The 16,373-nt window shown below is 45.0% G+C and carries 15 protein-coding genes; 6 read left to right on the plus strand and 9 right to left on the minus strand.

Translation table 11 applies throughout. The annotated features are described in order from the left end of the window. Positions 1–2: 2 nt before the first annotated feature. The 4 genes from MMOL_RS08565 (at position 3) to pstB (ending at position 3,820) form a co-directional block, all read left to right on the plus strand. Complete coding sequence (locus tag MMOL_RS08565; RefSeq protein WP_015832629.1) at positions 3–1,004, plus strand: PstS family phosphate ABC transporter substrate-binding protein; 1,002 nt, start codon at positions 3–5, stop codon at positions 1,002–1,004. Positions 1,005–1,097: 93 nt separating this feature from the next. After that, complete coding sequence (gene pstC, locus MMOL_RS08570; protein WP_015832630.1) at positions 1,098–2,045, plus strand: phosphate ABC transporter permease subunit PstC; 948 nt, start codon at positions 1,098–1,100, stop codon at positions 2,043–2,045. Position 2,046: 1 nt separating this feature from the next. After that, the gene (gene pstA / locus MMOL_RS08575; RefSeq protein WP_015832631.1) at positions 2,047–2,994 is read left to right on the plus strand and encodes a phosphate ABC transporter permease PstA; all 948 of its coding nucleotides are present in this window, start codon (positions 2,047–2,049) and stop codon (positions 2,992–2,994) included. A gap of 46 nt (positions 2,995–3,040) precedes the next feature. After that, the gene (pstB, locus tag MMOL_RS08580; RefSeq protein WP_015832632.1) at positions 3,041–3,820 is read left to right on the plus strand and encodes a phosphate ABC transporter ATP-binding protein PstB; all 780 of its coding nucleotides are present in this window, start codon (positions 3,041–3,043) and stop codon (positions 3,818–3,820) included. 206 nt (positions 3,821–4,026) lie between these two features. On the opposite strand, the gene pepN is transcribed toward pstB, so the two are convergent. Next, on the minus strand, positions 4,027–6,633 hold the full coding sequence (gene pepN / locus MMOL_RS08585) for an aminopeptidase N (protein ID WP_015832633.1): 2,607 nt from the start codon (positions 6,631–6,633) through the stop codon (positions 4,027–4,029). 165 nt (positions 6,634–6,798) lie between these two features. After that, complete coding sequence (locus MMOL_RS08590) at positions 6,799–7,992, minus strand: glycosyltransferase (protein WP_015832634.1); 1,194 nt, start codon at positions 7,990–7,992, stop codon at positions 6,799–6,801. Positions 7,993–8,288: 296 nt separating this feature from the next. Here MMOL_RS08590 and MMOL_RS08595 point away from each other — a divergent pair, with 296 nt between their 5' ends. Further along, the gene (locus MMOL_RS08595; RefSeq protein WP_238524368.1) at positions 8,289–9,050 is read left to right on the plus strand and encodes a zinc dependent phospholipase C family protein; all 762 of its coding nucleotides are present in this window, start codon (positions 8,289–8,291) and stop codon (positions 9,048–9,050) included. Between the two features lie 62 nt (positions 9,051–9,112). Here MMOL_RS08595 and MMOL_RS08600 read toward each other — a convergent pair whose 3' ends face one another. The 5 genes from MMOL_RS08600 to rlmE form a co-directional block, all read right to left on the minus strand. After that, positions 9,113–9,649, minus strand: coding sequence for a phosphatase PAP2 family protein (locus tag MMOL_RS08600; protein WP_015832636.1), 537 nt, complete (start codon positions 9,647–9,649; stop codon positions 9,113–9,115). A gap of 243 nt (positions 9,650–9,892) precedes the next feature. Further along, a complete protein-coding gene (gene glmM / locus MMOL_RS08605) occupies positions 9,893–11,248 on the minus strand; it encodes a phosphoglucosamine mutase (RefSeq protein ID WP_015832637.1) in 1,356 nt (451 codons plus the stop codon). Between the two features lie 61 nt (positions 11,249–11,309). After that, a complete protein-coding gene (gene folP / locus MMOL_RS08610; protein WP_015832638.1) occupies positions 11,310–12,146 on the minus strand; it encodes a dihydropteroate synthase in 837 nt (278 codons plus the stop codon). A 165-nt stretch (positions 12,147–12,311) separates the two neighbouring features. Next, a complete protein-coding gene (ftsH, locus tag MMOL_RS08615; RefSeq protein ID WP_015832639.1) occupies positions 12,312–14,210 on the minus strand; it encodes an ATP-dependent zinc metalloprotease FtsH in 1,899 nt (632 codons plus the stop codon). 96 nt (positions 14,211–14,306) lie between these two features. Further along, positions 14,307–14,927 carry a 23S rRNA (uridine(2552)-2'-O)-methyltransferase RlmE gene (rlmE, locus tag MMOL_RS08620; RefSeq protein WP_015832640.1) on the minus strand — a complete coding sequence of 207 codons (621 nt, stop codon included), beginning with the start codon at positions 14,925–14,927 and terminating at the stop codon, positions 14,307–14,309. Positions 14,928–14,999: 72 nt separating this feature from the next. On the opposite strand from rlmE, the gene yhbY reads away from it, so the two are divergent. Further along, entirely contained in the window at positions 15,000–15,308 is a 309-nt protein-coding gene (gene yhbY / locus MMOL_RS08625) for a ribosome assembly RNA-binding protein YhbY (RefSeq protein ID WP_015832641.1), read from the plus strand. Positions 15,309–15,396: 88 nt separating this feature from the next. Here yhbY and MMOL_RS08630 read toward each other — a convergent pair whose 3' ends face one another. Together MMOL_RS08630 and greA are read right to left on the minus strand one after the other, a co-directional pair. Further along, complete coding sequence (locus MMOL_RS08630) at positions 15,397–15,840, minus strand: DUF4149 domain-containing protein (RefSeq protein WP_015832642.1); 444 nt, start codon at positions 15,838–15,840, stop codon at positions 15,397–15,399. Between the two features lie 23 nt (positions 15,841–15,863). Beyond that, complete coding sequence (greA, locus tag MMOL_RS08635; RefSeq protein WP_015832643.1) at positions 15,864–16,346, minus strand: transcription elongation factor GreA; 483 nt, start codon at positions 16,344–16,346, stop codon at positions 15,864–15,866. Positions 16,347–16,373: the final 27 nt, after the last annotated feature.

Genomic DNA, 16,373 nt, shown 5'->3' on the forward strand with positions numbered 1-16,373 from the left:
AAATGCAATACCAGTTTACTAAATATTCAACAATAGCTAGTTTGGTTACATCATTATTTGCACTACCAAACTTTGCTGTAGCTGCCGACAAAATCATTAAGATTGACGGCTCAAGCACAGTTTACCCAATTACTGAAGCGGTTGCTGAAGAGTTCCAAAAATCAACAAAAACTAAAGTAACCGTAGGTATTTCAGGCACAGGTGGCGGCTTTAAAAAATTCTGCCGTGGTGAAACCGATGTGCAAAATGCTTCACGCCCTATTCTGCAAAAAGAAATCGATGCTTGTAAAGAAGCTGGTGTACAGTTTATTGAACTACCTGTAGCTTATGACGCGTTAACTGTGGTGATTAACCCAGCTAACGATTTTGCTAAAAAAATGACAACGGCAGAGCTTAAAAAATTATGGGAGCCTGCAGCGCAAGGTAAAGTAAAAACTTGGAATCAAGTAAACCCTGCATGGCCGAACACACCAGTTAAATTATTTGGTCCAGGTGCTGATTCAGGTACATTTGACTACTTTACTGAAGCGATTGTTGGTAAAGCAAAATCAAGCCGTGGTGACTTTACTGCATCAGAAGATGATAACGTTTTAGTTAAAGGCGTAGTTGGTGACAAAGGCGGTTTAGCTTACTTTGGTTATGCTTACTACGAAGAGAACCAAGACAAGTTAACTGCAGTTTCAATTATTGAAAAAGCAGGTAAGCCAGGTGTATTGCCTTCAAAAGCAACGATTGAAGATGGCACATACCAACCATTAGCTCGCCCTATCTTCATCTACGTGAATGCAACAGCAGCAGCGTTCAAGCCAGAAGTTAAAGCATTTGTTAACTACTACTTGGAAAATAGCAAACCGCTGATTGAAGAGGTAAAATACGTTGCATTACCTGCTAAAGAGCAAAAAGCAGTGATTACTCACTGGAAAGCGCTTAAACCAGGCACAGGCTTTGGTGGCAAACCAGAAGTTGGCGTAAAAATTGAAGAATTGCTAACGCGTATCAAGTAGTACGTTTAACTGACACTTGTTTGAAAGCACCTTAAAGCTGCTTTCTTTACAAGTGTCTTTTACTTATCATGACAACAAGCTGGTATATATAACGTGAATACGGCAACCCAAGTGTTAAATAAATCATTAACCCCACAAATTAGCGCTCGCTTATCAAAGAACTTCACCCGCCACTTAAAAGAGCGTGTGATTGAGTTTATTTTGATGCTAGCGGCATTGTCTGCGGTATTAACTACTGCGGCCATTGTTGGCATTTTGTTGTATGAATCTTACGGTTTCTTTGAATTTGTGCCTGTGTCTGACTTTTTGACCGACACAGTCTGGACGCCATTATTTGAAAATCCACGTTATGGCATTTTACCTTTGGTATCCGGCACATTAACCGTGACTGGCGTGGCACTGCTGATCGCCGTGCCAATTGGTACCATTAGCGCCATTTACCTGTCTGAATTTGCATCACACCGCGTGCGTGAAACAATTAAGCCAGTGCTAGAGTTACTTGCAGGCGTGCCAACCATTGTGTTTGGTTTTTTTGCATTACTCTTTATTACCCCGCTATTACAAAAAATCATGCCGGGGCTGCCAACTTTTAACATGCTGAGTTCAGGCATTGTGATTGGCATTATGATTATTCCCTACATTGCTTCACTCTCAGAAGACGCAATGCGTGCAGTACCGATGAGCATGCGCGAAGGCTCTTATGCGATGGGCGCAACTCGTTTTCAAACAGCGATTCGCGTAGTAACGCCCGCTGCCATTTCAGGCATAGTAGCCGCTTACATTTTAGGCATTTCACGCGCCATTGGTGAAACCATGGTGGTAGCGATTGCCGCAGGCCAACAGCCTAACCTGACTTTCAACCCGATGGATGCAGCAGCCACCATCACCGCTTACATTGTGCAAGTTGCCATGGGCGACTTACCACACGGCAGCATAGGCTATCAAAGTATTTTTGCTGCAGGTCTAGTGCTGATGCTGATGACACTAACGCTCAACATTATCGGTCACATCACACGCAAGAAATATAGCGAGAGATATTAAAATGAACACCAAATCTGCAAATAACATCAACAAAAATTTAGACGAAGTACGTGCCATGATTCATCGGCACAAACTCAAAGACTATATATTCTCTATCGTTGGCTTATTGTGCCTAATGGTTGGCCTAATTACCTTGCTAACCCTATTTATTGACTTGATCACTCAAGGCTACCCTAAGTTATTATCGCTAAGCTTTTATACAGACTTTCCATCACGTCGCGCTTCTAGCGCTGGGTTGCTGTCAGCTTTGGTGGGCTCATCACTGGTTATGTTGGTCACTTTCCTGTCAGCAGTACCGGTAGGCGTGATGGCTGCAATCTATCTAGAAGAATACGCACCTAAGAACTGGTTCTCTGATCTGATTGAAATTAACGTTTCTAACTTAGCCGCTGTGCCTTCTATTATTTATGGTTTGCTGGCATTAGGCTTATTTGTTTACATTTTAGATCTTGGTCAAAGTATCGTTACCGCAGGTCTAACACTAGGCTTGCTGATACTACCTGTGGTGATTGTGGCAACACGTGAATCAATCCGTAGCATCCCGATTGCAATCCGCGAAGCAGCTTACGCTGTGGGCGCAACCAAATGGCAAGTTGTGTATGACCATGTGATTAAATACTCTTTCGGTGGCATTCTAACCGGCGTAATTATCGGCATGGCGCGTGCCATTGGCGAAACTGCACCGATCATTACCATTGGCGCATTGACCTTCATCGCGTTCTTGCCACCATCCCCAGTAACCACTACGGCTCCATTCCTCAACTTTGAATGGCTTTCATCTGGCTTTACCGTATTACCGATTCAAATGTTTAGCTGGTTATCACGCCCAAGCGAAGCGTTCCATGTGAATGCGGCAGCGGCAGGTGTCATCATCATTTTAGTGACCCTGATCATGAACGGCTTTGCCATCAGAATGCGTTACAAAATGCGTAAAAACATTAAGTGGTAATTCACGGCTTATCTCTATATATCTATCAACAGGAATCTAAATTCTCATGATGACGACAACTACACCAGTAAAAGCTGAAGCACGCAATCTCAGTTTTTTTTATAACGGTGGCCACAATGCAGTTAAAAATGTTTCAATGCCTTTGTATGAAAATAAAATCACAGCATTGATTGGACCTTCTGGTTGCGGCAAATCTACATTTTTACGCTGCTTTAATCGTATGCACGATTTGTACCCTGGTAATAAATACGACGGTCAAATCATCATGCACCCGGATGACACCAACATTTTAGAAAAAAATGTAGACCCAATTGAAGTGCGCATGCGTATTAGCATGGTGTTTCAAAAACCAAATCCGTTTCCAAAATCTATTTACGAGAACGTAGCATACGGCCTGCGTGTACGTGGCGAAACAAACCGTCGCGTAGTGGATGACAAGGTAGAAGAAGCATTAAAAGGTGCCGCACTGTGGAACGAGGTAAAAGACCGTTTGCAAGACTTGGCGTTTAACTTATCAGGTGGTCAACAGCAGCGTCTGTGTATTGCACGTGCCTTAGCAACTGACCCGGAAATTATGCTGTTTGACGAGCCAACATCAGCGCTTGATCCAATCGCTACCGCTAATATTGAAGAACTGATGAGCGAGTTACGCAATAAGCTTACTATTTTAGTGGTAACCCACAACATGCAACAGGCTGCGCGTGTTTCTGACTACACCGCTTACATGTACCTAGGTGAGTTGATTGAGCATGGTGAAACCGACCGCATTTTCACCCGCCCGTCACGTAAAGAGACTGAAGACTACATTACGGGTAAGTTTGGTTAAGACTTAACCGTAGCTGTTAACTAGCTTCTGCAAATAATAAAAGCCAACAATGTTGGCTTTTATTATTTGCATCGGACGAATACGATAGTCTCCGCTGAGGCTGCTATGACAGGTGTGCTACTAGAAAACACTGCGTCCTTCCGAAGACTATGTTGATACGCTAACAACCTTCAAAAACTAGGCAGTAATCAACATAACAAACCACCCTAGCCTTTTAAGCTTTTACTTACCAACTCGAACACATCATTAGATAAGTTAGGGGTATCCATAATCGCTTGCAGCGCACTCTGCATCTGAACTTGTAGCACTGGCGCGTAGCGTTTCCACTCACGCAAAGGCGTCACTAGGCGCGAAGCAATTTGCGGGTTGATTGCATTTAACTCAATAATGGCATCCCTCAAAATAGCGTAACCTTGCCCGCTAGGATGATGGAACTGCACAGGGTTATTAAGTGCAAATGCAGAATACAGTGAACGTACGCGATTAGGGTTCTTGATATTAAACTCATGATGCTGGCGTAGTTTGGCAAAGTCATCAAAAATCGCAGGTCTATTCGCCATTACTTGCAGCGTAAACCATTTATCAACCACCAGCTGATAAGCTTTAAAGCGTTCGTAGAAGTCAGCAAACACTAACTCACGCTCAGCTTGTGTGCTATCTGTCAGGCAAGCCATTGCGGCTACACGGTCCGTCATATTATTGGCGCCATCATAGTGCGCTTTGGCTCTAGTAGCGCAACCTGTGCCATTGGTCACGGTGAGCAGCTCCAGCGCGATATTTTGCAATGCCCTACGCCCCATGGCCGCAGGTGATACAGAAAATGCACCTGTATTTGCATTGTCATCATATAAACGTACCAAGGCGTCTTTGTGTGCGCGTTTAATGCTTGTGAGGATATGGGTACGCGCCTGATCTATCGCAGCCGGATCAATCACGGTTTGCGTCTGTGCAATCACGGCGATGGTTGGCAGGGTGAGCGCCCTTGCAAACAAGGCCTTATCGCCAGCACCGGCAACTGCTTGCTCAATCACCACGCCAAAATCATCCACAAATTGCGAAATATCGGCTGCGCTGTCGGCCATCACACGTTCAATATTACGTAGTGCCAGCGTTTGGCCAGACTCCCATTTATTAAAACCATCAGTGTCTTTTAGCTGCAGCAGACGCAAGTCATCGTCACTTAAGTCAGTGATGAGTTTCACCGGTGCAGAAAAGCCGCGTAAGATAGAAGGCACTGGGCGTGACGCGACATGATCAAACGTGAAGCTTTGTTCACGTGCAGTCATTTCTAGTATTTGTGTTCTATGTGTTTCATTGCCGTGCTCGTCTAACAGACCCACCGCCACCGGAATATGCAACGGTTTCTTATCTGTTTGCCCTGAGGTATCAGGCTGTGACTGCGTTAAGCTTAAAGTGTACTGCTGTTGCGCTGCATTATATTGACCAGAGGCCGCTAACGTAGGGGTGCCTGCCTGTTTGTACCACAAGAAGAACTGTGACATATCGCGCCCAGAAGCATCAGCCATGCACTGCACAAAATCATTGCAAGTCACCGCATGTCCGTCATAACGCTCAAAATACAGGTCAGTCGCTTTACGGTAAGTATCTGTACCCAATAACGTGTGCTGCATACGAATTAACTCGGCGCCTTTTTCATACACGGTAGTCGTGTAGAAATTACTGATCTCGATAAAATTATCAGGCTGAACCGCATGTGCTAATGGACTAGCATCTTCAGAGAATTGCAGGCGACGTAATTGGTCCACATCATCAATGCGCTGCACTGCGCGTGAGTTCATGTCTGCACTAAACTCTTGATCCCTAAATACGGTAAGGCCTTCTTTAAGCGATAACTGGAACCAATCGCGGCAAGTAACGCGGTTACCGGTCCAGTTATGAAAGTATTCATGGCCAATGACGGCTTCAACACTGTAAAAATCAGTGTCCGTCGCGGTTTCCTGGTGAGCTAGTACTAACTTCGTATTAAAAATATTGAGCGAGGTGTTTTCCATCGCACCCATATTAAAATCGCTGACAGCGACGATATTAAACAAATCGAGCTGGTATTCTCGGCCGTACTTTTCTTCATCCCACTTCATGGCTTTTTTCAGCGATTGCATGGCGTGGTCGCACTGTAGCTCATCACCGGCACGCACATAAATATGCAAAGCCACTTGGCGCCCAGACATGGTTTGGAAAGTATCTTCAATACGCACCAAATTGCCAGCCACCAGTGCAAACAGGTAGCACGGTTTAGGGAAAGGATCACTCCAAGCAGTAAAGTGACGGCCATGCTCCAAATCACCAGCAGCAATCAGGTTACCGTTGGATAGCAACACGGGATACTTGCTTTTGTCACCCTCAATACGGACTGAGAATGTGCTCAGCACATCTGGCCTATCTTGGAAATAAGTAATACGGCGAAAACCTTCTGCCTCGCATTGCGTGCAATAGCTGCCTTGGGATTTATAAAGCCCCTCTAGCGCGGTGTTGGATGCGGGGTCAATTTCGGAGGTGATGCTTAGTGTGAACTTCTCGGCAGCATCTTTGATGATCATTTGATGCTCAGTCAGCGTATAGCCATCAAATGCAACGCCATCCATCTCCACGCCAGTGACTACTTGATCTTGCCCATTTAACACCAAGTCAGCAGAAACAGCGCCCTCGCTTCTGATATATTGCACCACGGACTTTACTATGGTTTTGTCTTCAAACAATGCAAATGAAAGGTCAACGTGCCCAACTCGGTAGGTTGCAGGCGTGTAGTCTTTTAGATAGATGGTCTTAGGAGTAGCGTTAGATTTTATGTCCATAATTAAGCAATCACTTCATTAATTGTATTGCTTAACAGTATAAAAGAGATTGCGTTGCTATCATCTGCTTTCAGCAACGCTTATTTGAAAATAACGCACATTTCCTGTACTAGCCAATCTTAGCTAGTACAGGAAGTTTATGCTCAGAAATTGTCAGTACAACAATTATCCGGCAATTGACACATACGCGCCATTTGCCACGGGCCGTGTATTAATCAAACTGCCGTAAAACTGCACCATACGCTCCGCCTGGATAGATGCTGTCCACTTTGCCAACACATAAGTTCTGGCACGAATACCTAGCTCAAAACGCTCTTCTGGGTACATTAATAAGTGCTTCACTTTGTCAGAAAAACCTTCAACATGGTCAGGCGCAATCAAAGCCCCTTGTCCATCCAACAAGATTGAAGCGGTGCCAAGCTCTGCAATTGCAACTACCGGAGTACCCTGGGCCATCGCTTCCAGTAACACTAACCCCTGAGTTTCACTTTTTGAAGAAAACACAAACACATCTGCAGCTTGGTAACACGCATTCAGCTCTAACTCTCTATCCAAGTAGCCAATAAATTTCACGTTATGTGCCAGCCCCAGTTCTTGAGACAAACGATGCAAACTGCCTTCAGCAGGACCTTCGCCAGTAATGACTAACAATGCATCCGGCACGTCTTGTACTAACACTTTGAGCATTTGCAGCAAGAAAGCAATGTTCTTCTCGAATGCAACCCGACCCACATACAGCAACATAGGGCGCTCTAAAGGTATTTTATATTTTTGCCTGAACGCCTTGCCGTCTGCAGCCTTAAAGCTTTCCATTTGTAAGCCAGTAGGCACTACTTCTGCATTCACTTTAACGCCGTAGCCGCGCAAAACATCCAGCATCGGTTGCGACGGTGCTACTATCGCATCCACAGCATTACACTGGCGCTTGGAGATCATTCTCGCAACACCACGCGCCATAGGCTTAGGTATCCAAGGTAAATAATGATGCAGGTAATCTTCAAAAAAGGTATGGTAGGTTTCTACACACGGTACATTTAACTCACTCGCCAGCTTCAAGCCTACATAATGCGCAACAAACGGCGTATGGATGTGTACGATGTCATACTTTTCTCGCTTCAACCCCGGCAAACGCTGTAGCACCTCACCGTATTTCATCAGTTTATCTTCTGGATCGAAATAAATACTGCGCGCCGGAATGCGCTTAATCCATGACTCGTCTTGTGTGGCAATGCCATAGTCTGGCGCAATCAAATGCACCTCATGACCCAAACCTTGCATTTGCTCGACAAAGGTTCTAATCGAAGTTGAAACACCGTTAATACGTGGGAAATATACATCAGAAATAAATAATATTTTCATGCGCACTGTTCACCAATCTGTTAATAAATTCAATTCGTTATCAACAATATAAACACGCTATATGACAGTTTAATGAAATAAAAAACGCGCAATAGCACCACGCAAAATCAGGTAAATATCAGACAAATACCAGTATGGGTTGGGAGATATATTCCATAAAACATCATCATATTGTCATTTTTATTTCACATCGTTTTGGCACATTAGCTCGCATGCAAGTACCTAAGCTAATCAAACAATATTACTGGTGGTTGCCGTGCTGTATTTACTCAGGTGATGCTAATGCATGGGGACTAATGACCCACCTCTACTTTGCACAATCACTGTTATGGGCTATGCCGCTGCTAGACCCCAAGCTGCAAAACGCCATCAAGAAGTTTCCGGATCTAGTGATGGCTGGCGCATGCATCCCTGACTTGGCACTAGTAAGCCAGCCGTTTAACAACACGCATGCATGGAAAAGTGCTCATCAGTTACTGGCTGCAGCCCAATCTGATGAAGAAATAGCGCTTGCGATTGGCTATGCTAGCCACTTATATATAGACGTGATCGCACACAATCACTTTGTACCTGCCCATGAGGCCATGTGGTTTAAAAATACAATGTTCACCCATATCACGTCAGAATGGGCAATGGATGCCTATTTAACACCGCTGCTCAAAACATCACCACACCGTTTGCTGAGTAAGAATCGCACTGCGATTACCCAATTTGTCAGCAATCACTTTAATTGCGCCGAAAATACCACTAGCGCTGCAATTAGGCGACTGGCCGTAGGAGATAGCCTATTAAGGATGGTTAGACTACCGCAGTTTATTCACAGATTGGCACGCTTAGTAGACCGCGGTACAGCTCAGAACTTTGTATATTACATCTCAAAAACGCAAATCGCGTTAGCTGACATTGGAAAAGTATTGGACGGGAATCAACCCGCATTTGAAGCTGAGTTAAAAAATATCAGCATAGAGCAATTAGAACAGTGGCGTGCAGAGTGCTTGAATCATTTACAGCATATGCACCCACAACCGGTGCAATACTTCACATCGCAAAAACACTAAGAGCTACAGACATTAGTGCAGCGCTATCACACGCTTAACATTGCTTAGTGCTGAATAAGGCCTTACACCACGAGAAAAGATAGGCCCGCGATTGAGGCGCCGATTAGTGCACCAGCTAATACATCACTTGGATAGTGCAAACCCAATACCACGCGAGATAGCGCTACCATGAGAGTAAATGGCACGAGGATAAAAGCTAGCTGCGGATAGTAACTTAACGCCACCATGCTAAACACCACTGCATGCAGGGTATGGCCAGATGGGAAGCTAAACTTATCCAGCGGCTTACCGGTTAACCAGATGTCCTGTCTTACCTCATAAGGGCGTGGACGCAGCGTTTTCCCTTTTAACCATTTATACAACAAGGTGCCGCATAACCCAGCCAACCCCATGTGCAGTACCGGCACCATGCCATCGCTACCATATACTAATAATATCGTTGCCATCAGCACATACCAAAATACACCATCACCCAAGCGACTCGCTAATCGAAAGCTATCACGTACCAAGCGATAGCGACTGGTATGGTTAACCGCTACGCAAACATTACTATCTAACTGGTGCATGCGGTGCAAATATAAACGTGTTTTAGATGTCATCATTCACCTCCAGTGTTTAGTTCCCATTAAACTAATGTGAAGCTAGCTTGTCACTGCAATGTGAATAATTGATGAAACGAAGATGAAGCTTTGTTGAATTAAGCACGCAAAATCAATGCGCGCTCAATGCACTCAGCTTATTGAAACAGCCAGACTAAGACTATAATGCTAGGCTACAAACCGCATATGGCTGAACGCCTATCAATACCGGTAGGGCGATGGAGGCATCGCCCTAATCCTTAATTAAGCTGCTACCCGCTGCACTACATCGGCAATACTTTGTGCCAATGTGCTTACTTGAGATTGATTTTCGCCTTCCACCATCACGCGAATTTTTGGCTCGGTACCAGAGGCTCTGAGCAGCACACGTCCTGAATCTTTCAGCTCGGCTTCTGCTTGCTGCACCGCGGCTTTAATCAAGCTGTTATTCAAATCCACCTTTTGCTTGGTGGTGACATTAATCAACACCTGCGGGTAAAGCGTCAGGTCTGCCCCCAGCTCACTTAAAGTTTTACCACTTTGAATCACTGCATGTAGCACTTGCAGCGCAGCAATAATACCGTCACCGCTACTGTGTTTATCTAGCGTTAAAATATGGCCTGAATTTTCTCCGCCTAATTGCCAATTGTTTTGATTCAGCAATTCAAGTACATAACGATCGCCCACCTTGGCGCGAGCAAAAGGAATACTCATCGCCGCAAGCTTATGTTCCAACGCAAGATTGGTCATCAGCGTACCCACTACACCGCCTTGCAATGCACCGGCCTGTTGGCGTGCCGCCGCAATGATATAAAGTAGCTGGTCACCATCCAACAAGCGGCCGCTATGATCAACCATCATCACACGGTCACCATCTCCATCAAAAGCAACGCCTAGGTCAGCCTGATGCTCAACCACCGCATTTTGTAAGGCCTGTGGATGGGTGGAGCCAACTTGTTCGTTGATATTCAAACCATCTGGATGATTACCGATTACCACAATCTCTGCGCCTAACTCATGAAACACTGGCGGTGCCACATGATAGGTAGCGCCATGTGCGCAATCCAATACAATTTTCAAACCGCGCAAATCTAAATGATTGGGGAAAGTGCTTTTACAGAACTCTACATAACGCCCTGCTGCATCATCAATACGACGCGCTTTACCTAATTTGGCAGACTCCATCACCTGCATAGGCTCATCCAATGCCGCTTCAATGGCATGCTCAACATCATCCGGTAACTTGGTACCTAGACTTGAAAAGAACTTAATCCCGTTATCGTAATAAGGATTATGTGATGCAGAAATTACTATACCTGCCTGCGCACGCAATGCGCGGGTCAAATACGCCACCCCTGGTGTGGGCATCGGGCCTGTTAGTAACACATCTACACCAGCAGCGGACAAACCAGCCTCTAGTGCTGCTTCCAGCATATAGCCAGAAATACGTGTATCTTTACCAATCAACACGGCAGGGTGTGCACCTTTTGCTAAGTGGCTATCAATACTGGTCAACACGCGGCCAGCCGCATAACCTAAACGCATCACAAATTCTGGGGTAATCAGGGCATCCCCTACGCGACCACGAATCCCATCGGTACCAAAGTATTTTTTACTCATTCAATTTCTTTCAGGCGTTCATTACAATCATATATTCATGGCGAATTAGTGATCTGGCAGGCTAAGCTGGCAGCACGGCCGTCACTACTTTTAGCGCATCTACTGTGGCTTTCACGTCATGCACACGCACAATTTTTGCACCTTTCATGGCTGATATGACCGACGCGGCCAATCCTGCATGCAAGCGTTGTTGCTCATCACCACCAGCGATTTTTCCCAATACTGCTTTGCGCGATAGCCCAACCAACAAAGGCCCTAGCTCACCAATTTCGCCCAAATGCTGTATCAACGCAATATTATGTGCTGTTGTTTTGCCAAAGCCAAAACCAGGGTCTAGCACAATGCGCTCTTGTGCGATGCCAGCCGATGTTACTACCTGCAAACGCTCAACCAAAAACTGCCTAACCTCGGCGACCACATCCTGATAGCTAGGCGCGAATTGCATCGTTTGCGGCATACCCTGCATATGCATCAAGCACACACCTACGTTACTGTCTGCAACGATTTCAACGGCACGCTCTTCTTGCAAGGCACGTATATCATTCACGATATCAATACCAGCGGCAATCGCTTGGCGCATGACTTCTGGCTTATAAGTGTCGATAGAAAGCGGCACCGTAGATACTGCACGCAAAGCCTCAATCACAGGAATCACGCGCTTTAACTCATCATCCAGATTCACTGGCTCGGCACCTGGCCTGGTAGATTCGCCACCGATATCTAAAATATCAGCCCCCTCTGCAATCAACTCTAAACCATGCGCCACGGCCAGATCTATACTGGTGTACTTGCCGCCATCCGAAAATGAGTCCGGTGTCACATTAACGATGCCCATCACGTGTGGGCGATTTAAATTCAGCTGGTATTTACCGCAGTTAAATTGATATTGAGTTTGCATACGCTAATTATACTAAATCCGATGAAAAGTCGTTAGGAGGTAAAAGACCTATGTTAAGGCTCTAGGATGCACACGCGTCAAAATACTTGTCATCATGAATGATTTTTGACAATAAAAAAGGCTAGTTTACGCTAGCCTTTTTTAGATAAAACCACTTAAATCAATTTAAGTATTGGCAGAGTGCTGTGGCTCGCCAGCTGTTGCCGGACTTGAGCCTGAGCTTGATGAGCCAGACGCTGGAGGCACCTTGGCTTGTCTAGGCTTAGGCTCACGCACAGGCTTACCAGCCATGATGTCATTAATCTGCTCAGCATCAATGGTTTCGTACTCAAGTAAAGCAGCTGTCATTGCCTCAACTTTGTCGCGGTTATCTTCTAGCAACTTACGTGCAATAGCGTACTGCTCATCTAAGATGCGGCGAATCTCAGCATCTACCTTCTGCTGTGTCGCTTCCGAAACAGTTTTAGAGCTCATGCTGCCGAAAAATGAATCCTGCTCATTACCACTGTACACCATAGTACCCAGCGCATCACTCATACCATAACGCGTCACCATATCGCGCGCCAGCTTGGTCGCACGCTCAAAGTCATTTGAAGCACCTGTCGACATTTGATTCATGAAGATTTCTTCAGCGATACGGCCGCCGAATAAGATAGAAATCTCTTCCAGCATTTTGTCTTTATAGTTACTAATGCGGTCAAACTCAGGCAACTGCCATGTTAAACCCAGCGCCCAACCACGCGGCATAATGGTCACTTTATGCACAGGATCCGCCTTAGGTAACAGCTTAGCTACCACAGCATGACCAGATTCATGGTAAGCGGTATTGCGACGCTCATCTTCACGCATCACCATAGATTTACGCTCAGGACCCATGAAAATTTTATCTTTAGCATCTTCAAAATCCTGCATGTCCACCGTGCGCTTATTACGACGCGCTGCGAACAGTGCAGACTCATTCACCAAGTTGGCTAAATCGGCACCACTGAAGCCTGGCGTACCACGTGCCAAAATATCCGCTTTCACATCTGGATCAATCGGCACTTTGCGCATATGCACCAGCAAAATCTGCTCACGACCTTTAATATCAGGCAAGCCCACCATCACTTGACGGTCAAAACGGCCTGGACGTAATAAGGCTTTATCCAACACATCCGCACGGTTAGTAGCGGCAATCACAATCACGCCTGAATTAGCCTCAAAGCCATCCATTTCCACCAACATTTGGTTAAGTGTTTGTTCGCGCTCATCGTTACCACCGCCAGTACCCGCGCCACGGCTACGGCCTACTGCGTCGATTTCATCGATAAAAATAATGCAAGGTGAGTTTTTCTTCGCGTTTTCGAACATATCACGCACACGTGATGCACCCACACCCACAAACATCTCTACGAAGTCGGAGCCTGAAATTGTAAAGAATGGCACCTTAGCCTCACCTGCAATCGCACGTGCCAACAAGGTCTTACCAGTACCAGGAGGACCCACCATCAATACACCACGCGGGATACGGCCACCTAGTTTCTGGAACTTAGATGGGTCACGCAAAAATTCTACTAATTCAGATACTTCTTCTTTAGCCTCATCGCAACCGGCTACATCAGCAAAAGTAGTGTGGTTGTTACCTTCATCTAACTGACGCGCCTTGCTTTTACCAAACGAGAATGGGCCACCGCCTTTGCCGCCACCTTGCATTTGGCGCATAAAGAATATCCAAACGCCAATCAGCAGAATCATCGGGAACCATGAAACAAAAATACTCATGAGCAATGACTGCTCTTCTTCTGGTTTAGACTCTACTGCTACATTGTATTTAAGTAGATCTGACACTAACCACGGATCGGAAGGTGCGTAAGTATTGAATTTTTTACCATCTTGCGTAGTGCCGTGCAACACGCGGCCATCTATCTGCACTTTGGCAATACGACCGCTTTTAACGTCTTGAATAAATTGTGAATATACGATTTGGTTGTCCGCGTTACCCTTCACACCAGACAGGTTAAACACCGCCACCAGTATCATGCCGATTGCTATCCAAATAGCGACATTCTTAAACACGTTGTTCAAAATCTTTTCCTTTATCAACAACAATCACGCTTAAAATCTCTTAAGCATTTTAGATCTTACAAAAGCAGTTTAACCCAATTTTTTAAGGTTTACGACCTATTCTTTACGACCTATCCCTAGCAAATAAACTTCACTGCTTCTATCACGTGATGCCTTAGGCTTACGTGTCACTACCTTGGTAAACATTTGGCGCATAGACTGCAAAATCTCTTCGAAGCCAGCCCCGATAAAAACCTTGACCAAAAAGTTGCCGTTTGGTTTCAACCAATCTTTACTAAATTCCAGTGCCAGTTCAGTTAAATAAGCGGCACCCGCTTGGTCTACATCTTTTACCCCACTGATATTGGGGGCCATATCTGCAATTACAAGGTCTACTTGCAGATTATTTAAGGTTTGTTCTAATAATTTTAGGACAGCATCCTCTCGAAAATCGCCCTGAATAAAAGTAACACCACTAATCGGGGTCATCTCTAGAATATCCAACGCGATTACTTTACCTTGCCCCTTTAAACGCTGTACCGTCACTTGTGACCAGCTACCGGGTGCCGAGCCCAAATCCACGACTGTCATCCCCGGTTTGATGATTTTATCTTTATCGTCAATTTCCATTAACTTATAGGCGGCACGTGCACGATAGCCATCTTTTTGTGCGAGTTTTACGTAAGGGTCATTTAAATGCTCTTGCATCCAAGCTTTACTAGTGCGTGAAGGTTTCATCGTTGATACTTTGCCATCAAATAAACATTGCTTCGTGTTAAAATAGTTAACTAATTAATTCTGTTAAAAAATATGAAACTAAGTACTAAACAAATCGCACACCTACGAGGCCTTGCTCATAGCTTAAACCCTGTTGTCATGATAGGCAACAATGGTTTAACGGAAAATGTAGTTAAAGAAATCGAGCTTAATTTAAACGTCCATGAACTGATTAAAGTACAGGTAGCAGGTGATGACCGTGTGGCTCGCAAAGCCATATTTGATGAAATCTGCAAACTGACTAATGCTGTTGCAGTACATCACATCGGTAAACAGCTGGTATTCTACAGGGCGAGTAGCACTGTAAAAGAAAGTGCCAAAGTCGTTATTCCTAAGCTTTAAAATATTCACCCTGAAAAACATTCGGCCTGCGTATTATTACCAGGCCGAATACTTTGCTTGCTAATAGCGTTTAAAGCCTTGTTATCAACTAACGCGCCTTCAACACCATTACTATAGCAAGTGCGCATTCAAACACATACGCTAAACTGGCAACACCGTGCCAGTTTCTAAATCTGTCTGCAAATACGCTTTGCATCACATCCGCCGGGAAAGCTTGTGACTTCAGACCCTCTAAAATTGGCTGTATGCCAAAATGCCCAGCCAGCACCAGCAACAACATCACAAACACCGCCCAAAAAAATGCCTGCTTCAAAGCAGCGGTACCAAACTGTGCTAAGCGATGAGTTAACAAATAAAATGCACTAGCAAAACCTATGTAAGTGACAACGTTAAACAACTTACCAGCGAGGCTACCCGCCAACTGTTTATCTTGCAGCGCATCGAACAGCACATAAGCACTCACACCTGTGCTCCACAATGCACCAGCCCATAACGCAATCAGAATCAAAGATAGTCGGGAAGCCACTGTCATCACCTTATTTAGATAATTAGCATTTAGATATAAAGCACATCTAGAACTTCATACTCTCTGACGCCACCTGGTGCTGAAACCTCAGCGATATCACCAGCAGATTTACCAATCAAACCACGTGCGATTGGTGAGCTGACAGAAATCTTGCCATTTTTAATATCGGCTTCATCTTCCCCCACGATTTGGTAAGTTTTATTGTCACCTGAATCCAAATCTTCAATATTTACGGTAGCGCCAAACACTACACGACCTTCTGCATTCAAGGTTTGCGGATCAATAATTTGTAGATTAGACAACTTTGCTTCCAACTCCGCAATGCGGCCTTCAATAAAGCTTTGTCGCTCTTTTGCTGACTCGTACTCTGCATTTTCAGACAAGTCACCTTGCGCACGTGCCTCAGCAATCGCCTGAATAATATTAGGACGATCCACACCGCGTAAGCGCTGTAATTCCTCTTTTAACAATTCTGCACCGCGCACGGTTACTGGAAATTGACTTAATGCCATACTACACCCTCAAATAAAAAAGAAACC

It is taken from the genome of Methylotenera mobilis JLW8 (genome assembly GCF_000023705.1).
Classification (GTDB): Bacteria; Pseudomonadota; Gammaproteobacteria; order Burkholderiales; family Methylophilaceae; genus Methylotenera; species Methylotenera mobilis.

Coding starts and splice junctions, on each gene's coding strand:
- rlmE (WP_015832640.1), bottom strand. CDS start 14,927: ATGAAACCTTCACGCACTAGTAAAGCTTGGATGCAAGAGCATTTAAAT.
- MMOL_RS08595 (WP_238524368.1), top strand. CDS start 8,289: ATGACCCACCTCTACTTTGCACAATCACTGTTATGGGCTATGCCGCTG.
- MMOL_RS08630 (WP_015832642.1), bottom strand. CDS start 15,840: ATGACAGTGGCTTCCCGACTATCTTTGATTCTGATTGCGTTATGGGCT.
- yhbY (WP_015832641.1), top strand. CDS start 15,000: ATGAAACTAAGTACTAAACAAATCGCACACCTACGAGGCCTTGCTCAT.
- MMOL_RS08565 (WP_015832629.1), top strand. CDS start 3: ATGCAATACCAGTTTACTAAATATTCAACAATAGCTAGTTTGGTTACA.
- MMOL_RS08590 (WP_015832634.1), bottom strand. CDS start 7,992: ATGAAAATATTATTTATTTCTGATGTATATTTCCCACGTATTAACGGT.
- pepN (WP_015832633.1), bottom strand. CDS start 6,633: ATGGACATAAAATCTAACGCTACTCCTAAGACCATCTATCTAAAAGAC.
- pstB (WP_015832632.1), top strand. CDS start 3,041: ATGATGACGACAACTACACCAGTAAAAGCTGAAGCACGCAATCTCAGT.
- glmM (WP_015832637.1), bottom strand. CDS start 11,248: ATGAGTAAAAAATACTTTGGTACCGATGGGATTCGTGGTCGCGTAGGG.
- pstA (WP_015832631.1), top strand. CDS start 2,047: ATGAACACCAAATCTGCAAATAACATCAACAAAAATTTAGACGAAGTA.
- greA (WP_015832643.1), bottom strand. CDS start 16,346: ATGGCATTAAGTCAATTTCCAGTAACCGTGCGCGGTGCAGAATTGTTA.
- MMOL_RS08600 (WP_015832636.1), bottom strand. CDS start 9,649: ATGACATCTAAAACACGTTTATATTTGCACCGCATGCACCAGTTAGAT.
- folP (WP_015832638.1), bottom strand. CDS start 12,146: ATGCAAACTCAATATCAATTTAACTGCGGTAAATACCAGCTGAATTTA.